Origin of the sequence: Cytobacillus oceanisediminis (assembly GCF_004366035.1) — a bacterium.
In the GTDB taxonomy this organism is placed as follows: Bacteria; Bacillota; Bacilli; order Bacillales; family Cytobacillaceae; genus Cytobacillus; species Cytobacillus oceanisediminis_C.
Window position 1 is genome coordinate 17265 of sequence record NZ_SOEE01000003.1, and the last position, 21052, is coordinate 38316.

At 41.9% G+C, this 21052-nt stretch carries 25 protein-coding genes and 2 other annotated features; of the genes, 21 read left to right on the top strand and 4 right to left on the bottom strand.

From position 1 onward, the window contains the following. The first annotated feature begins 233 nt into the window (after positions 1–233). From DFO72_RS08375 to DFO72_RS08390, 6 genes are all read left to right on the top strand, one after another. Complete coding sequence (locus DFO72_RS08375; protein WP_113881255.1) at positions 234–1100, top strand: GNAT family N-acetyltransferase; 867 nt, start codon at positions 234–236, stop codon at positions 1098–1100. A 111-nt stretch (positions 1101–1211) separates the two neighbouring features. Beyond that, positions 1212–2036: a DUF2935 domain-containing protein gene (locus DFO72_RS08380; RefSeq protein WP_113881256.1), complete on the top strand. Its 825-nt coding sequence runs from the start codon at positions 1212–1214 to the stop codon at positions 2034–2036. Positions 2037–2149: 113 nt separating this feature from the next. Continuing rightward, the gene (locus DFO72_RS08385; RefSeq protein ID WP_243856103.1) at positions 2150–2380 is read left to right on the top strand and encodes a hypothetical protein; all 231 of its coding nucleotides are present in this window, start codon (positions 2150–2152) and stop codon (positions 2378–2380) included. Positions 2381–2519: 139 nt separating this feature from the next. Further along, positions 2520–2603: a putative holin-like toxin gene (locus tag DFO72_RS30655; protein WP_226280784.1), complete on the top strand. Its 84-nt coding sequence runs from the start codon at positions 2520–2522 to the stop codon at positions 2601–2603. A 281-nt stretch (positions 2604–2884) separates the two neighbouring features. Further along, positions 2885–3010, top strand: coding sequence for a hypothetical protein (locus tag DFO72_RS30390; RefSeq protein ID WP_258549806.1), 126 nt, complete (start codon positions 2885–2887; stop codon positions 3008–3010). A gap of 112 nt (positions 3011–3122) precedes the next feature. Beyond that, the gene (locus DFO72_RS08390) at positions 3123–3884 is read left to right on the top strand and encodes an alpha/beta fold hydrolase (RefSeq protein WP_243856104.1); all 762 of its coding nucleotides are present in this window, start codon (positions 3123–3125) and stop codon (positions 3882–3884) included. A gap of 37 nt (positions 3885–3921) precedes the next feature. On the opposite strand, the gene DFO72_RS08395 is transcribed toward DFO72_RS08390, so the two are convergent. Then, the gene (locus tag DFO72_RS08395) at positions 3922–5181 is read right to left on the bottom strand and encodes an MFS transporter (RefSeq protein ID WP_113881259.1); all 1260 of its coding nucleotides are present in this window, start codon (positions 5179–5181) and stop codon (positions 3922–3924) included. A 179-nt stretch (positions 5182–5360) separates the two neighbouring features. On the opposite strand from DFO72_RS08395, the gene DFO72_RS08400 reads away from it, so the two are divergent. The 13 genes from DFO72_RS08400 to DFO72_RS08460 all read left to right on the top strand — a co-directional run bounded on the left by DFO72_RS08400 (position 5361) and on the right by DFO72_RS08460 (position 18366). Continuing rightward, positions 5361–5993, top strand: coding sequence for an MOSC domain-containing protein (locus DFO72_RS08400; RefSeq protein ID WP_113881260.1), 633 nt, complete (start codon positions 5361–5363; stop codon positions 5991–5993). A 61-nt stretch (positions 5994–6054) separates the two neighbouring features. Next, positions 6055–6305: a binding site (T-box leader), on the top strand. A 40-nt stretch (positions 6306–6345) separates the two neighbouring features. Further along, positions 6346–6588 (top strand) — a binding site (T-box leader). A gap of 165 nt (positions 6589–6753) precedes the next feature. Next, the gene (trpE, locus tag DFO72_RS08405; protein WP_113881261.1) at positions 6754–8148 is read left to right on the top strand and encodes an anthranilate synthase component I; all 1395 of its coding nucleotides are present in this window, start codon (positions 6754–6756) and stop codon (positions 8146–8148) included. Beyond that, positions 8145–8756 (top strand): anthranilate synthase component II, encoded by a 612-nt coding sequence (locus DFO72_RS08410; protein ID WP_113881262.1) that lies wholly within the window; start codon positions 8145–8147, stop codon positions 8754–8756. Before trpE ends, DFO72_RS08410 begins: the two co-directional genes overlap by 4 nt. Further along, positions 8728–9753 (top strand): anthranilate phosphoribosyltransferase, encoded by a 1026-nt coding sequence (gene trpD / locus DFO72_RS08415; protein ID WP_113881263.1) that lies wholly within the window; start codon positions 8728–8730, stop codon positions 9751–9753. Before DFO72_RS08410 ends, trpD begins: the two co-directional genes overlap by 29 nt. A 1-nt stretch (position 9754) precedes the next feature. Continuing rightward, positions 9755–10549 (top strand): indole-3-glycerol phosphate synthase TrpC, encoded by a 795-nt coding sequence (trpC, locus tag DFO72_RS08420; RefSeq protein ID WP_113881264.1) that lies wholly within the window; start codon positions 9755–9757, stop codon positions 10547–10549. Next, a complete protein-coding gene (locus DFO72_RS08425; RefSeq protein WP_113881265.1) occupies positions 10546–11169 on the top strand; it encodes a phosphoribosylanthranilate isomerase in 624 nt (207 codons plus the stop codon). The genes trpC and DFO72_RS08425 overlap by 4 nt, the downstream gene beginning before the upstream one ends. Continuing rightward, positions 11166–12371 (top strand): tryptophan synthase subunit beta, encoded by a 1206-nt coding sequence (trpB, locus tag DFO72_RS08430; RefSeq protein WP_113881266.1) that lies wholly within the window; start codon positions 11166–11168, stop codon positions 12369–12371. Before DFO72_RS08425 ends, trpB begins: the two co-directional genes overlap by 4 nt. Next, positions 12368–13153, top strand: a complete 786-nt coding sequence (gene trpA / locus DFO72_RS08435) for a tryptophan synthase subunit alpha (protein ID WP_113881267.1) — start codon at positions 12368–12370, stop codon at positions 13151–13153. Before trpB ends, trpA begins: the two co-directional genes overlap by 4 nt. A gap of 155 nt (positions 13154–13308) precedes the next feature. After that, positions 13309–14097 (top strand): ABC transporter ATP-binding protein, encoded by a 789-nt coding sequence (locus DFO72_RS08440; protein ID WP_113881268.1) that lies wholly within the window; start codon positions 13309–13311, stop codon positions 14095–14097. After that, positions 14081–14836 (top strand): ABC transporter permease, encoded by a 756-nt coding sequence (locus tag DFO72_RS08445; protein ID WP_113881269.1) that lies wholly within the window; start codon positions 14081–14083, stop codon positions 14834–14836. The genes DFO72_RS08440 and DFO72_RS08445 overlap by 17 nt, the downstream gene beginning before the upstream one ends. 16 nt (positions 14837–14852) lie before the next feature. Next, entirely contained in the window at positions 14853–15845 is a 993-nt protein-coding gene (locus tag DFO72_RS08450; RefSeq protein WP_113881270.1) for an aliphatic sulfonate ABC transporter substrate-binding protein, read from the top strand. Between the two features lie 1211 nt (positions 15846–17056). After that, entirely contained in the window at positions 17057–17635 is a 579-nt protein-coding gene (locus DFO72_RS08455) for a LemA family protein (RefSeq protein ID WP_113881271.1), read from the top strand. After that, positions 17632–18366, top strand: coding sequence for a TPM domain-containing protein (locus DFO72_RS08460; protein ID WP_113881272.1), 735 nt, complete (start codon positions 17632–17634; stop codon positions 18364–18366). Before DFO72_RS08455 ends, DFO72_RS08460 begins: the two co-directional genes overlap by 4 nt. A 39-nt stretch (positions 18367–18405) precedes the next feature. On the opposite strand, the gene DFO72_RS08465 is transcribed toward DFO72_RS08460, so the two are convergent. Then, entirely contained in the window at positions 18406–19002 is a 597-nt protein-coding gene (locus tag DFO72_RS08465) for a class I SAM-dependent methyltransferase (RefSeq protein ID WP_113881273.1), read from the bottom strand. 130 nt (positions 19003–19132) lie between these two features. Here DFO72_RS08465 and cdaS point away from each other — a divergent pair, with 130 nt between their 5' ends. Next, positions 19133–19732: a sporulation-specific diadenylate cyclase CdaS gene (cdaS, locus tag DFO72_RS08470; protein WP_113881274.1), complete on the top strand. Its 600-nt coding sequence runs from the start codon at positions 19133–19135 to the stop codon at positions 19730–19732. A gap of 29 nt (positions 19733–19761) precedes the next feature. Here cdaS and DFO72_RS29380 read toward each other — a convergent pair whose 3' ends face one another. Beyond that, positions 19762–19920, bottom strand: a complete 159-nt coding sequence (locus tag DFO72_RS29380) for a hypothetical protein (protein WP_009333479.1) — start codon at positions 19918–19920, stop codon at positions 19762–19764. A 102-nt stretch (positions 19921–20022) separates the two neighbouring features. Between DFO72_RS29380 and DFO72_RS08475 the strand changes: the two genes are divergently transcribed. After that, a complete protein-coding gene (locus DFO72_RS08475; protein WP_113881275.1) occupies positions 20023–20688 on the top strand; it encodes an SOS response-associated peptidase in 666 nt (221 codons plus the stop codon). Positions 20689–20757: 69 nt separating this feature from the next. On the opposite strand, the gene DFO72_RS29385 is transcribed toward DFO72_RS08475, so the two are convergent. Continuing rightward, positions 20758–20922, bottom strand: coding sequence for a hypothetical protein (locus DFO72_RS29385; protein WP_166672444.1), 165 nt, complete (start codon positions 20920–20922; stop codon positions 20758–20760). Positions 20923–21052 lie beyond the last annotated feature (130 nt).

Here is a 21052-nt window from a genome sequence, read left to right on the forward strand (position 1 = left end):
GCTTTTTTTTAGAAATTTATTTCGAAAAGATTGAAAAAACTGAAAATAAATGATTTAATTAAAATAAACTCATCAGTCTATATTTTTTTATGAATAAATAAACTCCCCGGTCTGTTTAGTTGGAGGTGTGAAATCGTGGCCATTATCATTGTTATTAAAAGAGGGAACAAACATAAATAACCATTAGATGCCCAGCAAGTAAAATATCAGAAAACACATGAAGGAGAGCGTTTATGAAAATAAAAAAACTTTCTCAAGTTACCCTGGAGGAGGCGCTGACTGCCTGGAATAAAGGCTTTGAAGGTTATATAGTTCCAATAAAAATGGATATTCAGGCATTTGTTAATCGAATGGCATCAGAGGGACTTTCGCCTGAAAAATCCATTGTCGTTTTTATGCACGGAGAACCGTGCGGAATCATAATGAATGGATTCCGGAAGATTAACGGCAGGAAAATTGCCTGGAACGGAGGCACTGGAATCGCACCGCAATACAGGGGAAAAGGTCTTTCTGCAGCCATGATGTCAGAAGTGCTTAGCATATATAAAGCTGAAAATGTACAAACTGCTGTCCTTGAAGCAATTGAAGAAAATGAGAGAGCGATTAAGCTGTATAAAAAAGCAGGCTATGCGATTACTGATCAATTGCTTTATCTAAACAAGAAACTAACACAAAAAGAAATAGGCCCATTGATGGAAAGCCATTTAGCAATAAAAAAGATATATCCTGAACAGCTTCAGTCACTCAGGTTTTATGACATTGATGCTGCCTGGCAGTGCCAGTGGCAAAGTGTGAAACAAGGGGAAGCTGCTGTACTAATGAGTGAAGATGGGAAAGAGGACGGCTACATTTTATATAAAAGAGTGCTGGCAGCAGGAGGACGTACAGAACGCATTATCATTTATCAGCTTAAGTTCACCGATGGCAGTGCATATGAGGCAATGACTGAAAGTATTCTGGGCCAGCTGTTCCTGGATCAGGATGATTCAATTGATTTCACTGCAGTTAATATTTCAGCTTCCAATCCCGCATCGAAAGCTTTGCTTAAAATGGGATTTGAAAAAAAGATTGGCCAGGTAATGATGAAAAAAACACTATAGGATGCCTGATGCCCAGTTAAGATTCCCCCTTTCTGCCAAAAATGAGTTACCAATTAATTTTTGAGATTCGTGCTTATAGGCATAATTTCTAATGGTTACTGATATGTTTTTATGAGTAAGATTGAAAGGGGAGATACTTTGGCTGCTGGATTTGAAAGTGCTGCAAAATTTGAACACGGATTTTGGCTTCAGATTTTGGGTGATCATGCACGCTTCATACATGATTCACTATCACCAAAGGAAAAAGAGAGCATTGAAAGGGCAAATTACTTTATACAAACCTTCGATCAGCTATTAGGCAGGGTTGAAGTAGATAATCTGGAGCAATTGAGCCGGAGGGCAGAACAGGAAGCTAAAAAGCTAAGGGAATTTAAATTGAACCTAATCGAACGTCATCTGATAGGGAAAATTTCCATTCATCTTGGTCCTGTTTTTATAAACCATATGGTCAATGAACTTGAAGAATATATGCTTGTCCTTCAATATTTAAAAAAAGGGGAAGTCCCGCCTGTATTTCATGAGCTCCACCACCATTTAATCTGGCTTCTTGATGCGGCTGGACATGCTGGAGCCATATCAGATAATATGGAACTTGTTGAGAAGAAAATAAAAAAAATCAGTGATGGCTATACAAAGGACTTTGAAGCATTTTATTTAAAGGCGGTTGAAATGTCCGGGTTCCTTCGGACAAAGGTTGAGTCATTCCCGGCACTTCAAAAGTTCAACAGCGATGTTGCACTTGAAATATCCTTGTTTATGAACTTTCTCAATGAAATTGAGGAGCTTGAATTGAGCAAAGAGGCATTGGGTACATTTGCAGCGTTAATGGCTGATCACATGTACCGTGAAGAATGCTATTACCTGTCAAAGCTTGCTGAATCCACTCAGTCTGAAAAGCCGAAATGTGATCCGGCAAAGCCGAGACTTAAAGAATAAATTCAATGCTGCCATTTTTGGCAGTTTTTTTGCATTAAGTACATGCGTCAGTGTTTTCTGGGTAAAAAGAGTATAAAAAGGCTGATATCATGATACTTGTAAGATGGAGTTACATGCGGAGAAATCAGGTAAAGGGATTGTTTGACTGTTTTCCTGAAGCGGTCATCATTTTTAAAAGAATAAAGAATTATTACTTTATCCACAGTGCTGAATGGACAGGCAGTCCACAGTTAATTGCTAAGCAGCAGATGGATGAAATGGAGTATTTGCTTAATAAAGAAATGGGTTTTCTTAGTGGATATCTTCAAAGGAAATCTGCAGGCGATAAAGATAGTGAAACTTGAAAAAATAGGAAAGAAGAATCAATTTTTCTGAAATAGAACATACGTTCGACTAAATGGACAAGGATGTGTTATAATAAAGAAGCAATGGGAGTTTCTCAAGGGTGGTCGGCTAGCCCCGTATGAAAGGGGGTGATGCCTTTTGACAGTTTTCGAATCGATCATGATGATGATTTCTTTCTCTAGTCTGATCATTGCTGTCATGACTTTTAACCATAAAAAATAGACCTCCCTTGATCTGACAATTGAGGGAGAGGTCTATGTCTTTGACAGGCCGATCCCCTAAGGGAACGACTATTGCGAATGACCGTGGGTGCGGCAACACCTGCGGTCGTTTTTTTTATTCATATTCTTAATTCAAGAATATCATATACGGTTCAGAAAGTCACGGAAATAAGCATAATCGCATGATTACTTATAGTATATGCAGATTCCAGCTGAAAATCCATAATGATTCGAATCCTTATGTGCCATACTATAATGGCAGTACTTTAAAGGAGGTTTAACATGACAAAACGCAATATTAAGACTAAATCAGGGTTACAGAGCACAAAGAAGAGCATAAACGATATGGAGTTCTCGAAAGAGCTTGATCAGCAGAGTAAAAAAGCTAAAAAAACAAGACCTAACTGATGTTGGAAATCAAGAATTGACCAAGATGGGGCAGACTAAAACTGTCCCATTTTTATATGGAACAGGAGGCTTTAGAGCCATCTATGTTTTGTGAATGGAAAGGACGATTCTTGTGCCAGCATTTATTTATGAGGATACAAAGATATATTATGAAAAGATGGGAAAAGGTGTACCGATAATCTTTATACATCCGCCTGCCATGGGGAGAAAGGTATTTTATTATCAAGGCCTGCTGGCTGAGCATTTTCAGGTTATTTTTCCTGATCTAAGCGGGAATGGAGATACTATTGGTCCCGAGAAAACAGTAACCATCCAAGGGTATTCAGAAGAGATAAAAGCTGTATTAGACCACTTGGGAATTGAAAAAGCCGTTATCCTTGGTTATTCCTCTGGAGGCATAATTGCTCAGGACTTTGCTCTATCTTTTCCTGAAAGGACGCTTGGTGTCATACTATCTGGCGGATTTCCAGAGGTTTTATCAGAAGCCTTCAAATATGAGCATATAATGGGAATGTATTTCGTGAAACATTTTCCGGGTTTTCTGCGGTATGTAATAGCAGCAAGTCACACAAATGATCCACAAGTCAGAAAAGGTATTCACGAACATATGAAAAAGGCGAATCATACTATGTGGTTTCAATTTTACGATAGGTCGCTTCACTATTCTTGCACGGATCGCCTGAGGAACTTAAGTGTCCCCCTTCTTCTGATATATGGATCAAGAGATTTTGTTAATCAGCATATTAGGAGCTATAGGAGATATGTCAGCTTTCAGGCGGCGATAATCAAAGGTGTTTCCCACCAGGCGCCAACCAAAAAGTGGCAGCTTTTCAACCAGGTTGTAACTGGTTTTGTACTGCAGCATTTTAAATAAAAAAATCCGTATCGTCATTGCACGATACGGATTTTTTTTAGCCCTCATTTGCGTCAGGTTTGATTGCTATAATGGCTGCAAGGGCAGCAAAAATGGTTATTCCGCTTAATATATAAAAAAGCCCTTGATCAGAATGCTTCATCAGAATGGCAATGGCCGGCGGGCCTCCGGCAACGCCTATAAACCTCATTGAACTGTATAAAGAAGTAATGGTTCCGCGTTCTTCTTTTGCAATTCCTTCCGTAATAAGAGCATCCAATGAAGGCAAAGCAACGCCTATGCCGATTCCGGCAAACAGGAACATGCTGATCATAAACCACATATTGTTTGAAAAGCTTAAGATTGCAGTGGCAGCTGCCACAAGCACTGAGCCTAAAAAAATAATCCACTTCATCAGTATTTTATTTTCTTTTATTTTTTTTCCTGTCAGATAGGAGGACAGGCATAATGCGCCAAGCGGGACAGCTAGGAGAAGCCCTTTTTTTACATCTTTAATATCATATGTCTTTTCAAGCACATCAGATAAATAAAAAAGTATCCCAAAAAGCACAAACATAAGAATGGCTCCAATTAAGAAAATAGCAGATAGCCATTTTCCGTCGTTTTTAAAGGTATCCTTGATATTGCTCCAAAAATTCTTTAGCGGAAGCGGCTCTTCTCTTTTATTTGGCGTTTTTACAAGAAAGAAAACCAGCAGGATTGAAATCGTACAAAAAACTGGAAACGAAAAAAACGGTAAAAACCATATAAACCCTGCCAGAAATGCTCCAAGTATAGGTGAAAGAACTTTTCCAAAAGTATTGGAAGTTTCAATAAGGCCAAGGGAACTGCTGACATCATCATCATTTTTAAACATATCTCCTACTAAAGGCATAACAATTGGTGCCGCACCGGCTGCCCCAACACCCTGCAATGCCCTCCCGGCTAATATGATCCAATAAGCATCCCCCATTTTCCATGCCGCCCATCCAGAGATCAGTCCGCCAATTCCTGCAATGAAAAGACTTGGTATAATGACTTTTTTTCGGCCGATATGATCCGATAAAAAACCTGCGATTGGAATCAAAATAATGGCTACAATACTGTAAACGGTAATAATCATGCTGGATTGGAATGCAGAAATATTTAGTTTATTTTCCATCGCCGGCAGAACAGGAATCAGCATGGAATTCCCGAGTGTCATAACGAGAGGAATTGAAGAGAGTGAAAGAATGGCCCATTTTTGGTTATGAACATCATCACCTGACTTCTTTTTCGCTTTGGAATTTACAGATTGTAAATTTTCAACATGCTCCATATTTCTGACCTTCCTTTTCGTTAATCAAACTAGTCTTAATATGAGCTAATTGCAGGAAAACTAACTAGAAAAACCTCTGTCTTTTTTTGGGAAAGTTCAAATTCTGGAAAAATATGTTTCGATTTACTAAAAGGAAAGCGTTAAAATATAAAGAAAAGCGAATCTGGTGAGGGGATAATGTGAAAGAAATAATTACTTTAAGTATAGGAACACCGAAAAAGCACAGCTGGAAAAACCGTGAGGAAATATCGGGAATCGGCAAAGAAAAAATTGAAAGTGCGTTTTTAACGAAGGATGGTTTCCTGGGGGATGAAGTGGCAAACACTGATTTTCATGGCGGCCCCGACCGGGCAGTTTGCCTATACCCGTTCGAACATTACGGGATGTGGGAAAATGAATTTAAAAAGACATTCTGTCCCCCGGCATTTGGTGAAAATATTTGTGCGGAAAATATGCTGGAAAAAGATGTTTTTATAGGTGATATCTTTTCGCTTGGTGAATCCGCTATCCAAATAACACAGGGGCGCATCCCGTGTTCAACCATATCCAAGCATAACGAAGAAGATCGGCTCTTAAAAAGAATTGTTGAAACATGCTTTACAGGCTACTTTTTCAGAGTGCTTAAGGAAGGTACTGTAACAGCAGGCAGCGTTCTTAATCTTGAAGAAAGAAAGCAGGAAAAGGTATCAGTTCTGCAAGGGAATTTTATCATGTTCCATGACCGCACAAACCGTAAAGCTATTGAAGAACTGCTGCAGATTGATGCCCTTGCAGATGTCTGGAGAGAAAAGCTGGAAAAAGCTCTATTATAAAAATATTAAAAATTACCCTTGACATTTTTCATTTATCGGAATAGTATAATAAGCAATATATCGATCGGCAATGACAAAGAGTAGTAGCTGCAGTTGAAGCTAAAGAGAGCTGATGGTTGGTGCAAATCAGTGTGGAAACAGCAGTGAATGGACTTTCGAGCCTCCAAACCGAACCTTTTTAAGCAGTAGGCTTTGGCGAACGGTCTCATCGTTACAAGGGACAGATATTCAAACGTTTTTCGTTTTGATATCTGTTAAGTGAGCTGATGTTTCAGCTAATGAAGGTGGCACCACGGGTTTCTCGTCCTTTTTAGACGGGAGGCCCTTTTTTATTTTCAAATAACTTTATTACTTTAAATCGCTGAGCAAGAGGAGTAGATTGATGGAGTCCGTTCAAGAGAGCCGGGGAAAGGTGAGAGCCCGGTACGGAAAGTCATTCGAATGGACTTGCGAGAGGTTTCCTGAAAGATAGTAGGGACGCACGGATTTCCACCGTTAAAAGGATAGGGTATCGATATTTTTCCGTACCCGAAAAAGGGAGCAGCATTTTGCTCTAAAAAGAGGTGGCACCACGTTCACAAGACACGTCCTCTATACCCGCAGATTCTGTCTGTGTGTATAGGGGACTTTTTTTTATAGTTAAGTATAAATTCTGAAGTTAGATAACTGTCTAGCACAAGCAGCCTGCCCCCTCGCGGTGTCGGGGGTGATCAAGTTACTTGCGCTTTTCTGAATCCGAAAGAACTGGAGGAGAAATATATTGAAAACGAACTTGGAAGGTCCGTATATCATCGAAGAGCTTGAGGGGGACACATTAACACCTATTTTGATCTACCAGAGAATGAGCGGAAGAAAAAAATTTCTGTTTGAAAGCTCGCTAAAACATGAAAAGTCGGGAAGGTATTCTTTTATTGGTGCGGACCCAGTGATGGAACTAAAAGGGGAAGGAACTCAGACTGCTGTTTCTGCAGAGGGGAAAATTGAGGTTTTTGATGAAAAGCCGCTTGATGTAGTAAGAAGGCTGATGCCGGAGGAAAAACATCACCCCTTTGAAAAGTTTCCATTTTGTGGAGGAGCTGTTGGATATGCAGGCTATGATGTCATTAGGCAATACGAAGATATCGGGGTGATTCCTCATGATGAGCTTAATGTACCAGATGTCCACCTTATGTTTTTTGAGGAAGTAGCCGTTTTTGATCATCTGGAGCAAAAGGTATACCTGGTAGCCATGTCTTTATTGGCAGCAACCGATGAATCTCAGCTTCGTGAAAGGCTACAGAAAAGAAAGGCCGAAATCCAAAAGGGGGCTGTGGCAGCTCATTCGGAAGAAGCATCGCTGTCGGCTTTCAAAGCTTCCATTTCTAAAGAAGACTTCGTTGAAAAAGTAAAAAGAGCCAAGTCCTATATTGAAGAGGGAGACATTTTTCAGGTGGTGCTTTCTCAGCGATTAAAAGCGGAATTGACTGGAGATCCTTTCGCCTTTTACCGGAAGTTAAGAGTGCAAAATCCTTCCCCATACATGTACTATCTTGATTTTGAAGAATATGCGGTTGCAGGGGCATCGCCTGAAAGTCTTATTAAAGCAACTGGAAACAAAGTAATTACTAACCCTATTGCCGGAACAAGGCCAAGAGGCAAGACAGAAGACGAAGACTTACAGCTTGAAAGGGACTTGAAAGAAGATGAAAAGGAGCTTGCCGAACACAGGATGCTGCTTGATCTAGGCAGAAATGATCTCGGCCGTGTCTGCGAATTCGGATCGGTAACTATAGAAAAAAACATGGTAATTGAAAGATATAAGCATGTCATGCACCTTGTATCCGAAGTTGGAGGCAGCCTGAAATATCCTCACACAGCGATTGATGCCTTAAAAGCGTGTCTGCCTGCAGGAACGGTTTCAGGTGCACCCAAAATTAGAGCAATGGAAATAATCAATGAACTTGAAGCAGTGAAAAGAGGAATTTACTCAGGGGCAGTCGGATATTTTTCCGGAAACGGCAATATGGATTTCGCCCTGGCAATCAGAACAATGGTAATAAAAGATGGATTCGCCTATATACAAGCCGGGGCAGGCATCGTGCATGATTCCATTCCGGAAAAAGAGTACGAAGAAACACTTCATAAATTAAAAGCATTTTTGGAGGAAAAAAAATGATACTGCTGATTGATAATTATGATTCATTCACATTCAACCTTTATCAGTATTTAGGTGAACTGGGACAGGAAATTAAAGTTGTAAGAAATGATCAAATAACAATCGAGGAAATAAAAGAATTAAATCCTGAAGCCATTGTTCTTTCTCCTGGTCCGGGACGGCCTGAACATGCGGGAGTGATTGTTGAAGTTATTCAGAAATTTTACAGGAAGCTCCCTATCCTGGGCATTTGCCTTGGCCATCAGGCAATCGGCTATGCCTTTGGGGCAAAGATTGAAAAAGCCAAGAAAATTATGCATGGTAAGGTGTCTAATCTGAAGCATAACGGATCACAGCTGTTTCAATACATGCCGCAGCCAATCAGCATCATGCGTTATCATTCCTTAATAATACAGTCGGGAACGCTGCCTGGCAGATTTAAGGTGTTGGCCAGATCGATGGATGATAATGAAATAATGGCAATCAAGCATGAAGACTATCCTTTATACGGTTTGCAATTCCATCCGGAGTCTGTAGGAACAGGGCTTGGAAAAAAGATTTTGGAAAACTTTTTACAAACTATCGGGAGGGAAAAAAACGATGAAGACTATACTGCAGAGGTTATCTGAGCGGGAGTCATTAACAGAGGCAGAAATGAAGGAAGCGATGGACAATTTATTTGCCAATGATGTAACGGACAGTGAGATTGCGGCATTTATGGTGAGCCTTAAAACAAAGGGGGAAACAGTTGAAGAAATTGCAGGCATCGTAAAAGCAATGAGGGATAAATCCCTTTCGTTTAGCAAGAAAATTCCTAATGTTTTGGATAATTGCGGTACAGGAGGAGATGGTTCAAGCAGCTTTAATATCAGTTCCACTTCGGCCTTTGTGATTGCAGGAGCAGGAATTCCTGTTGCCAAGCATGGCAATAGAAGTGTATCCAGCAAAACAGGCAGTGCTGATGTACTGGAACATTTGGGAATAAATTTAAATCACCCGCCTGAGCGCACGGAGGAAATTCTGGAGGAAATCGGGATAGCCTTTCTATTTGCACCTCATGTCCATCCGAATATTAAAAGAATTATGAAAGTGCGCAGGGACCTGAGAATACCTACAACTTTCAATTTAATAGGGCCATTAACCAATCCGGTTGAACTTGATCATCAGCTTCTTGGGATCTATCGGAGAGATTATATTGAAATGTTTGCAGAGGTGTTAAACGCTTTGGGAAGAAAACGGGCAGTTGTTTTAAATGGTTCAGGGCATATGGATGAAGCATCTCTACAGGGGGAAAATCACCTGGCCATTCTTAATAACGGCAGGGTAACGAAAAAGGTTCTTCACCCAGAGGAAGTTGGCCTACCCGTCAGCAGCAATGATGCGATCAGAGGTGGAGATTCCAGGGAAAATGCTGAAATACTCCTAAGTGTCCTAAAGGGGGAGAAGGGAGCAAGAAGAGACACGGTCCTTCTTAACGCCGGGATTGGCATCTTTACAGGAGGCAAGGCCGAAACAATTCATGGCGGGATAAATTTAGCCAAAGAAAGCATTGATTCAGGTGCTGCATTAGAAAAACTGAATAGGTTAATTGAAGCAAGTAAAAGCGTCCATAAAGAGGTGATATAAGGTGGGAACGATTCTAGATCAAATACTGTCTGAAAAAAGAAAAGAAGTCATCGGACTGCAGCAGGCAAAAGAATATTTTCAACCAGGAGAAACCATTAATGAACGCTCCTTTATTAACAAGCTTGCATCAGGAAGTGAACTGGCTGTGATTGCAGAATTCAAAAGAGCCTCACCTTCAAAAGGTGATATAAATACCGGACAAAATCCGAAAGATCAGGCATTATTTTATAAAAAGTATGGTGCCGATGCCATTTCCGTTTTAACAGACAATAGGTTTTTTAAAGGCAGTTTTGCTGATCTGTCAGCAGTCAGAGAGACAGTCGACCTGCCCATCCTTTGCAAAGACTTCATTATAGACGAGGTGCAAATTTTAAAAGCAAAAGCATCAGGGGCAAACCTAATTTTACTCATTGCTGCTGCCATGGAAGCTGAACGGCTTCAAGAGCTTTTCAATTTTGCTGAAAGTGAAGGCCTTGAAGTATTAATGGAGGTTCATAATGAAGAAGAACTGGAAATAGCTCTTAGAACCGGTGCACAGCTGATCGGAGTCAATAACCGGAATTTAAAAACTTTCGAAGTAGACCTTGGTATAACAGAAAAACTTGCCCCGCTAATTAAGAAGGCGGGAAAATTCCTGATCAGTGAAAGCGGGATTAAATCGGAAGACGATGTACGGCGTGTAATAGCAGCAGGAGCAAACGCCATTCTTGTCGGAGAAGCATTCATGAAAGCAGATAATCTGGAAGGGCTTTTGAAGGCCATGAAAATTCCATTGCAGGGGGCTGTCAAACAATGAAGGTGAAGATTTGCGGAATTAGGGATATCAGCACGGCACTTTCTGCTATTGAAAACGGTGCGGATGCCCTCGGATTTGTTTTTGCTGAAAGCAAAAGAAAAATTAATCCTGAGGCAGCTGGGGAGATAATTAGAGAGCTTCCCAGAGAAGTTTTAAAAGTAGGAGTGTTTGTAAATGAAACGAAAGCGACCATTGAAGAAATAGCAAGTGTTTCAGGGATCAATGTCATTCAGCTTCATGGAGATGAAACGCCGGAATTTTGCAGCTCATTCTCTTTTCCGGTTATAAAAGCTCTGAGCGTTGGTTCACCAGATGATCTATCCCAACTGGATGAATATTCATGCGAATATATTCTTCTTGATAGTCCGAAAGGAAAATATCGGGGGGGCAACGGGATATCATTTGATTGGTCGATTCTAAACAAAAACCCAATGCAGGACAAAAAAATGATCCTCGCTGGAGGGCTCCATCCTGAAAATGTGGGAGAAGGAATTAAAGCAGCCAATCCTTATATGGTTGATGTAAGCAGCGGGGTTGAGACTGAAGGTAAGAAAGATCCGGAGAAAATAAAAAGATTCATAGATAACGCTAAACGTGTGGAGAGGGAGGAAGTAAAATGAACGCAGCTTATACATTGCCTGATGAACGAGGTCATTTTGGGGATTTTGGAGGAAGGTATGTGCCGGAAACACTTATGCAGGCCATTCTTGAATTGGAAGAGGAGTATAAGAAGGCTCAAGCTGATGAAAGTTTTCAGAAAGAACTGCAGGCTTTACTGACAGACTATGTCGGACGGGAAACTCCTCTTTATTTTGCTGAGAACCTCACAAAATACGCCGGCGGTGCGAAGGTCTATCTTAAAAGAGAAGATTTGAATCATACAGGTGCTCATAAAATAAACAACTCACTGGGCCAGGCTCTATTGGCGCTTCGAATGGGAAAAAGAAAAATAGTAGCTGAGACGGGTGCAGGACAGCATGGAGTCGCAACAGCAACTGCATGTGCGCTTTTAAATCTTGAATGCATTATTTTTATGGGTGAAGAGGACATCAGGAGACAGCAGCTGAACGTATTCAGAATGGAACTGCTTGGAGCGAAAGTTGTAGGGGTACAATCGGGAAGTGCCACATTAAAAGATGCAGTCAACGAAGCACTCCGCTACTGGGTGACAAATGTCGAGGATACTCATTACATCCTTGGTTCTGTGATGGGACCGCATCCTTTTCCTATGATTGTACGGGATTTTCAGAGTGTTATTGGAAATGAGACGAAGAAGCAATACCTTGAAAAAGAAGGTAAACTCCCTAATGCAGTTGTGGCTTGCATTGGAGGCGGCAGCAATTCAATGGGCATGTTTTATCCCTTCATTAAAGATGAAACCGTCCGCATGGTTGGGGTGGAAGCAGCTGGTTTGGGTACAGATACAAATAAGCACGCTGCTTCTTTAACAAAAGGAACTCCTGGAGTTCTTCATGGAGCATTAATGTATTTGCTTCAGGACGAACACGGACAAATTCAGGAGGCTCATTCCATCTCAGCTGGCCTTGATTATCCAGGAGTTGGGCCGGAACACAGCTATTTGAAGGACAGCGGAAGAGCCGAGTATGAATCCATTACAGACGATGAGGCGCTTGATGCATTAAAGCTATTATGCAAACTGGAAGGCATTATCCCTGCGCTGGAAAGTTCCCATGCCGTTGCCTATGCATTAAAGCTTGCACCGCAAATGAAAAAAGACGAAGGCCTTGTTATCTGTTTATCTGGCAGAGGAGATAAAGATGTAGAAACTGTAAGAGCAAGATTAGGAGGGAAAGGACAATGAACCGGGTTGAAAAAGTTTTTCAGAGCCTAAAGCAAAACAGAGAAAAAGCATTTGTGCCATATATAATGGCTGGGGATGGAGGGTTAGAGACACTGGCCGAGAAAATCACATTCCTCGAAAAAGCGGGAGCAACTGCCATTGAAATTGGGATTCCGTTTTCGGATCCGGTTGCCGATGGACCTGTAATCCAGCAGGCTGGCATTCGAGCATTAGAAGCCGGAACAACACTTAGAGGCGTCTTAGCAAAAATTGCGGAAATCCGTCCTATTGTTCACATCCCGCTTATCTTTATGACATACATGAATCCGCTCATGGCCTATGGCATTGGCAACTTTATTTCTGATGCCTCTAAGTCTGGGGTAGACGGATTAATATTGCCTGATCTTCCTGCAGAGGAAGAGGAGATAATTGCACCAATTGCAGAGAGAGCTGGAATCGAAATTATCCGCCTTGTGACCTTAACCAGTCCATTAGAGCGGATACAGGCGATTGCAAACAAAGGGAAAGGCTTTTTATACGCTGTTACGGTTAATGGCATCACAGGGGCAAGAAAAGAATTTAAAGAAGAGCTTGGAAAGCATTTGGAGAAGGTTAAGGATGTTAGTTCAATACCAGTATTGGCCGGCTTCGGAATTTCTGAACCACAGCATGTAAAAGAAATGAATCAGCATTGTGACGGGGTAATCGTTGGAAGCAAGATCATAGAGCTTTTTCAAAGCGGTGAGTTAGCAAAAATTGAAGAGTTGATCGCTTCATCTAAAATAGAAGAAATTAAAATGTGAAACAAAAGCTTTCTCCTTGATGGAGGAAGCTTTTTATTTGATTAAGCCCATTTTTAAAAATATTTATTGTAAAGGTTGACATGCAAAGTGAATACTTTATAATTACAAGTAATCCGAGTAAATTAATGAGATTTATAGGAATAGGTGATCTTTGAATGTTCATTGAGATAAACGATGTGAATAAACAATATAGCGATAAAGAAAATCGTCCTGTTGACGTCTTGAAAGATATTAATTTATCCATTGAGAAAGGCCAGTTTGTTTCAATTTTAGGCCCTTCAGGATGCGGAAAGTCAACACTTCTTTCAATCGTCGCAGGGCTTACTAAAACAACTTCAGGCCACATTCAAATCGACGGAAAAACCATAACAAAGCCCGGAAAAGACAGGGGAATGGTTTTCCAGCAGGCAGCCTTATTCCCTTGGCTGACAGTCATGGAAAATGTCACGTTTCCGCTGAAAAAAGAAATGAAGAAGAAGGATGCTGAGGAAACAGCACTTAAATATCTGCAAATGGTTCAGCTGGGAAAATATATATCCCATTATCCTCATGAACTTTCTGGAGGAATGCAGCAGAGAGTAGCGATTGCGAGAGCACTTGCGATGAACCCGGAAACACTCTTAATGGATGAACCATTCGGAGCACTTGATGAACAGACCCGTTCGCGCCTGCACGGACAGCTGGAAAACATCTGGACTGAGACGAAGAAAACCATTCTTTTTGTTACTCATAGCATCTCAGAATCTATTAAACTGTCAGATCGAATCATTGTTATGGGAACAAAGCCCGGAATCATTTTACAGGATATAACGGTTGATATCCCCAGACCCCGTGAGGAACACAAAAATGAAATGCTTGAGATTGAAGACCACATTATGAAATATCTGAAGAAGGAAATTGATAAAGTTGTAAGTGAGGAACTCCAATATGCAAACAGCTATTAAAAGAATTATATTTTTTGCAGCCATTATTGCATTTTGGGAAATTGGGTCACGGCTTGAGTTTTGGCATCCTTTGATTTTCCCTTCCCTTTCCAGTGTATTCAGTGCCCTTGTTGAAGGGTTTCAGGATAAAACTCTCATTTATGATTTAATCGCCAGTTTTAAAAGGCTCGCAGTCGGTCTTGCTATCAGCCTTGTCATTGGCACATTGATTGGTATTCTCCTCGGAAAATCCAAAACAGCTGATGAAACACTGGGTGCAGTCATCCTTGCCTTGCAAAGTGTTCCCAGCATCGTCTGGCTGCCGATCGCAATTATGTGGTTTGGCTTAAATGAAAAGGCTGTTATTTTTGTAACCATACTTGGCGGTACATTTGTAATGGCACTGAACATGCGAACAGGCATAAAAAATGTTTCACCATTATATATCAAGGCAGCTCAGACAATGGGTGCGAATGGAATTGATTTATTCACAAGAGTCATCTTTCCAGCATCCATTCCATACGTTGTCACTGGTTCACGACTTGCCTGGGCATTTGCCTGGCGTGCATTGATGGCCGGTGAGCTTTTAAGCACAGGACCAGGATTGGGCTACACACTTCGATACGCTTCAGACTTTGGAAGAATGGACATCGTAATCGGTGTCATGATTATTATTGGAGCTATTGGAATGATTGTTGACCAATTCATATTCCAGCGCATTGAAAAATCAGTCATAAAAAAATGGGGACTTGAGTCTTAATTTTGGAGGGGTATAAATGAAAAAGGCTATTTTATGGGTTGCTGTCTTATTTACTTTCACCGGGCTGCTTGCCGGATGCGGTGCATCTGAGAAGAGCAGCGGAGGCGAAGACAAGATTGTCATCGGTTATTTCCCGAATATCAATCATGTGCCAGCAATGGTTGCGAAAGATCAAGGCTATTTTGAAAAACAGCTTGGCGATGGTACTAAAGTAGAATACAAGACATTTGCAGAAGGCGGTTCATTCATGACTGCCCTGAAAACGGGCGACATTGATGCAGGCCTAGTAGGACCCGGACCAGCAATGAACAACTTCTCAACCGGGGCTGATGTTAAGATTATCGCAGGTGCCTCAACAGGCGGAACAGTTATCCTTGCCAGAGAAGGAGTAGAAATTAACTCACTAGAAGACTTCCAGGGTAAAACGTTTATTACACCTGGCGTTGGCTGCACACATGATGTCCAGTATGAAACATATCTTGAAGAAGCCGGGATCACTTCAGCTCGCATTGGCGGTACCATGAAGCATTTAACAGGCAACCCTGCACAATATGCAAGTATGCTGAAAACAGGTAAAGTCGATATCGCAGTTGCTCCCGAACCATGGGCAGCTGTCATTGAACAGGAAACAAACGCTGAAGTCGTAATTGGCTGGGATGAAGTATCTTTCGGTGAAACACTTCCGGCATCAGTATTGGTTGCTACTGGCGATGCAGTAAAGAACAGCCCGGAAAAAGTACAGAAAATCGTTGATGCACATAAAGATGCAGTTAAATTTATCGAAGAAAATCCTGAAGAAGCAAAAGCAATTACTATCAAAGACATTAAAGAAGTGACTGGCCAGGAACTGGAAAAAGAAGTCGTAAACCGCGCCTGGGAAAGAATTGGGTTCACTTACGATGTTGATGCAGACGCAATCCAGGAATTTGCAGATTCATCCTACACTTTAAAATTCCTGAAAGATAAACCTGAATTCAGTGAACTGATTGCGAACAATTTTATTAAATAATCATACTTGGACTGGAGCCCGAATGGGTTCCGGTTTTTCTTATGTTATTGGGGAAAGGAAATTTGTTTGGCGCATTTGTGAAAAGCGACAGCGCGATAAAGAGACAGGAGCGGTGAGAAAAAAGAGATACGACGGCGCGAATAACCTGCTGGATGACGCGAATGTGGGGAAGTAAGACGCATTAACGTTGTAATAGCGCAAAAAAATTAAAAGATCTGCGCAATAACCTGTCCTGGAGACGCAATTTCCATCAGACATAATGAAAGATATTGACGCGATTACTTTTGATATTGTAAAAAGTCATATGGCGAAACATACAAGAATTCGCGCATAAAAGTAATATATCCGCCCGAACCTGAAGCCTGCCACGTATAAAACGTACACCTTGCGCAGGGAGCCACCCCCGTGTGAATATCGGAATCCGCGCGCAAAGGTAAAATCCCACGCAAAACAAAAGGATGCCCGCGTAGAAGTAGCCCGCCCGCGCGTAACTCATCCAAATCCGCGCACAAAAGTAATAATCCCGCGCAAAAAAGAAGGAAGCCCGCGCAAAAAAACGTGCACCTCGCGCAGAAGTAGCCCGCCCGCACGTAACTCATCCAAATCCGCGCACAAAGTTAATAATCCCGCGCAAAACAAAAGGAAGCTCGCGCAAAAAAACGTGCACCTCGCGCAGAAGTAGCCCGCCCGCACGTAACTCACCCAAATCCGCGCACAAAAGTAATAATCCCGCGCAAAACAAAAGGATGCCCGCGCAAAAAAACGTGCACCTCGCGCAGAAGTAGCCCGCCCGCACGTAACTCACCCAAATCCGCGCACAAAGTTAATAATCCCGCGCAAAAAAACGTGCACCTTGCGCAGAAGTAGCCCGCCCGCACGTAACTCACCCAAATCCGCGCACAAAGTTAATAATCCCGCGCAAAACAAAAGGAAGCCCGCGCAACAAAACGTCCCCTCCGCGCAGAAGCAGCCCGCCCGCACGTAACTCACCCAAATCCGCGCACAAAGTTAATAATCCCGCGCAAAACAAAAGGAAGCTCGCGCAAAAAAACGCGACCCCCCCGCGCAGAAGTAGCCCGCCCGCTCGTAAATCATCCAAATCCGCGCGAGCTTAACAACATCAGCAAACAAATCTCCAGGTTTAACTTTCGCGCCAAAAAGGAAAAATACCATGCAAGTGACAAAACAACTTAGAAACAGGAGTGGCGCAAATGAAAAAAGGTATGGGTGTTTTAATTGCTGTTATTGCTGCAGTAGTCATAGCAGGCATAATGCTGATGTCCAGTTATAACGGGTTTGTAAGTGCTGAGGAAAATGTGGACCAGGCTTATTCTCAAATTGAGAACCAGCTGCAGAGAAGGCTGGATTTGATTCCTAATCTGGTAAATACAGTAAAGGGATATGCTGCTCACGAGAAGGAGACAATTCAGGCAATATCAGATGCTCGTGCGAGATTGGCGGGAGCCCGGTCTCCTGAAGAGGAAGCTGCCGCAAACGCTGAGCTGTCAAGTGCTTTGAGCCGTCTGCTTGTAGTGGTGGAGAACTATCCAAATCTAAAAGCAGATAAGCAGTTTACCCAATTAATGGACGAGCTTGCTGGTACAGAAAATCGGATTTCAGTTTCCCGAAAGGATTATAACGACCAGGTTGCTGTATATAACAAAAAAGTAAAAAGGTTTCCGGGTGCAATTGTTGCAGGGATAACTGGCTTTGATGAAAAAGAGTATTTTAGGGCGGATCCGCTGGCGAATGAAGCACCTGAAGTTGACTTTGGAGGCAATGGAGAATGATCATCCGCAGGGTCTCTCTGACCCTTCTGTTAGTAAATTTAATAATGGGTGCATTCCAGGTCCATGCAGATGAACCCATACCGCAGCCTGCTGGAGATATTTATGTCCAGGATTTTGCGGAGGTCCTGAATGACCAGGAAAAATCTGAATTGAATAACCTGGGAAGGCAATTGGAAGATAAGACATCTGCACAGGTTGCGGTTTTAACTGTTGGAACTACTGGGGACAGACCGATTGAAGAATATGCAAATGAAGCTTTCCGGTCTTATGGCATAGGCAGTGCCGCAGAGAATAACGGTGTCCTCTTGGTTGTGGCCATGCAGGATCGGAAGGTGCGGATTGAGGTTGGTTATGGGCTTGAAGGACAGATTCCCGATGGAAAAGCAGGCAGGATTCTGGATGAAGTTACCCTTCCATATCTTCAGGATGGCCAGCCCAACAGAGCTGTAATTGAAACCTATAAGGTGCTTGTTCAGGAAGCTGCCGGGGAAGAAGTGAATTTAGGCGGCAATTATGCTGATGCAGGGACACAGGATAGAGGCAGTAGCATACCGTCCTGGCTGATAATTTTAATTGTTGTTGGATTATTGTTTTTAGACATTAAATTTTTTGGAGGAGCCTTTTCATACGCCATCCTTTCCATTCTCTCAAGAGGTGGAAGTGGCGGCGGCGGTCCCCGGGGAGGGGGCGGCGGTTCATCCGGCGGAGGTGGAGCCAGCCGAGGCTGGTGATAAATGAAAAAGAGCGGGAGCAACTCCCGCTTTTCTCCATTATTTGATTCCAGTTACACATACGGTTAGGACGGGGCGTGCTTCTTTATATGAAATGGAAATAGAATGGAATCCAGCGGCTTCCATATCAGTTTTGATCACCTTTCCGAGATTTTTGGCAATGTTGTCATCTGCTCCATCTTCTCTTGGCTGAACGGTGACGGCAATTATTCCGTCTTCCTCAAGCATCCCATAGAGATGCTGAAGTGACTCTCTTGGTTTTGTCCATAATGGATAATTGTTGACTGAAAATATCTTATTATACGTTTTATCAGGGAAGTAATCGTGTATATCTTTTACGAACAATCTGACCTTTCCCTGACGAATATAGTCATCATTCAGTTTGGCTGCTGAAGCCTTCATATCTTCGGATACATCAACTCCATCCGTTTCTGCATGGCGGCAGTGATCCATTATATGCCTGATGCTGTAGCCAGGGCCAAAGCCTACTTCTAAAATTGAGTCCCTGCGATTAATCTTTAATTGTTGTATTGTCCATTTGTTAATCTTGCGGTTTTCAAGGTACATGATTTTCCCGGCAAGCTTCCCTAGTAATCCTGCTGGTTTCTCAAATTGTTTTGCTAAAATATCGAACATGTCTATCACCTCGTTGCTTAATACTTATATTTAGTCCCTTTAAAGAGGTTCTAAACCTATTCCGTAAAATGGATAAATAATTTTTAACTGGAAAAGGTACTAATATGAATTAAGATTGGAGGAAGTCCGGTTGATTTATAGCGAAGATCAATACCGAAAAGATTTAAACCGGTATATTGACAATATCGACAATCAGATTCATTCTATTTCCAAAACGCTAGAGGACTTCAGTTGCTGTATTTTATCCGATTTCGAAAACTTGCAGAAGGCGGTAACAGAGGCTCATACAATTGCTTCGACTTATTATCTTCAGTCATATTTATCGCCGTATACTAAGGAATATTCAAGCTTATCATTGGCCGCCCAGCATTTATCAGAAAAAAGGCATGGAGGGCTTATTGTTGTTGAGAGAAGACTGCCTATAGGCGATTACCTTCATAATGGGACGCCAATTGGAGCAAAAGTAAGCAGCACACTGCTTGAAACCATTTTTTATCCTGGAAACCCTTTGCATGACGGCAGTATTTTAATAAAAGAAGATACCATTATTTCTGCAGGCAACATCCTGCCTCTTGCCAATAAAACCATTGAAGGGAAAAAACTTGGGACAAGGCATAGAGCGGCAATTGGACTTACTGAAAAATCAGATGCTGTTGCCATTGTAGTTTCAGAGGAAACAGGCCGTATTTCTTTTGCAGTGGAAGGACAACTGTATACAATCAGGACATGAAAATCCCCCGAAAAATGGGGGATTTGTCATTATGACTTCTTATTAATTTGCTTTCCGCTTTTTTTCTGGCTTTGAGATTTATCATTTCCTGCCTGAAACTCGCTTCCCAGTTCAACATCGTTTCGTTTATCCTGTTTTTCAATTTGGGCTCTCGTTTGATTTGCATTTTGTCTGCCTTGTTTTGTCATATTGCATTCCTCCCTGTAAAATAGCTGACAGTTTTAATATGCGCTATATCCGGGAATAGATGAACATTATATTGCTGAATTGACTTAAAAGAGGTGATTATATTGTGCGGCCGGTTTACACTAACAGAAACCATTGCTAAACTTCAGCTGCTGTTTGAATTTGAATATGCGGAGGGAGAGGTTTTACCCAGATATAATATCGCGCCAAGCCAGAATATCTTAGCCATCATTGGAGATGGGAAACAGCGGATCGGCAGGCAGATGAAATGGGGACTGGTCCCCTTCTGGGCTAATGATGAAAAAATAGCATACAAAATGATAAACGCAAGAGCGGAAGGCATCGACTCGAAACCAAGCTTTAAAGGTCCCTTTAAAAGCAAAAGGTGCTTAATCCCTGCAGATGGCTTTTATGAATGGAAGAAAACCGAAGAAGGTAAACAGCCGTACCGTTTCATTATGAAAGATGAAAAACCATTTGCCTTTGCAGGCATTTGGGATACGTGGCATAAAGGAGAAAATCCAATAACGAGTTGTACAATCATTACAACGGGGCCAAATGAAGTAACCGAGGATGTACATGACCGAATGCCGGTGATATTAAAGGAAAGCGATTTTGAGGACTGGCTTAATCCTCGTTTTAATGACACTGAATATCTGAAATCATTGCTTGATCCTTATCCGGCTGAAAAAATGGATAAGTACCCGGTATCAAATAAAGTGAATTCACCAAAAAATGAGCTGGCAGAATTAATTTCTCCCCTCAGGTAGTTTATAAAACGGACACGGCGACGCGTCCGTTTTTTCAAAATGATAAGAAATCATTACTTTTAACTTTGATTACTCTCCAGCTCCAGGTCCTGCTCCTGCCCTCTCAAGGTCACAAGCTTGTTTTGCTGCGGCTCCTAGGGACTCATGACAGAAGCCAATCCCTTTCAGAATGAAAGGACACTCTTGCAGGGCTCGTCCATACGCTTGTCGTCCATGTGGCAGTCGCTTCCACATTTCGGGCAAATCTCCCAAAAGGCAAAGAACGAATTTCCGGGAGGTTCGTCTTGTGCTTGTCAGGGGTGAGCACCATGGGGAAAGCTTCCCTGGATGTTCTTCGCAGGAACAAGCGCTTTAGCTTGTTCCG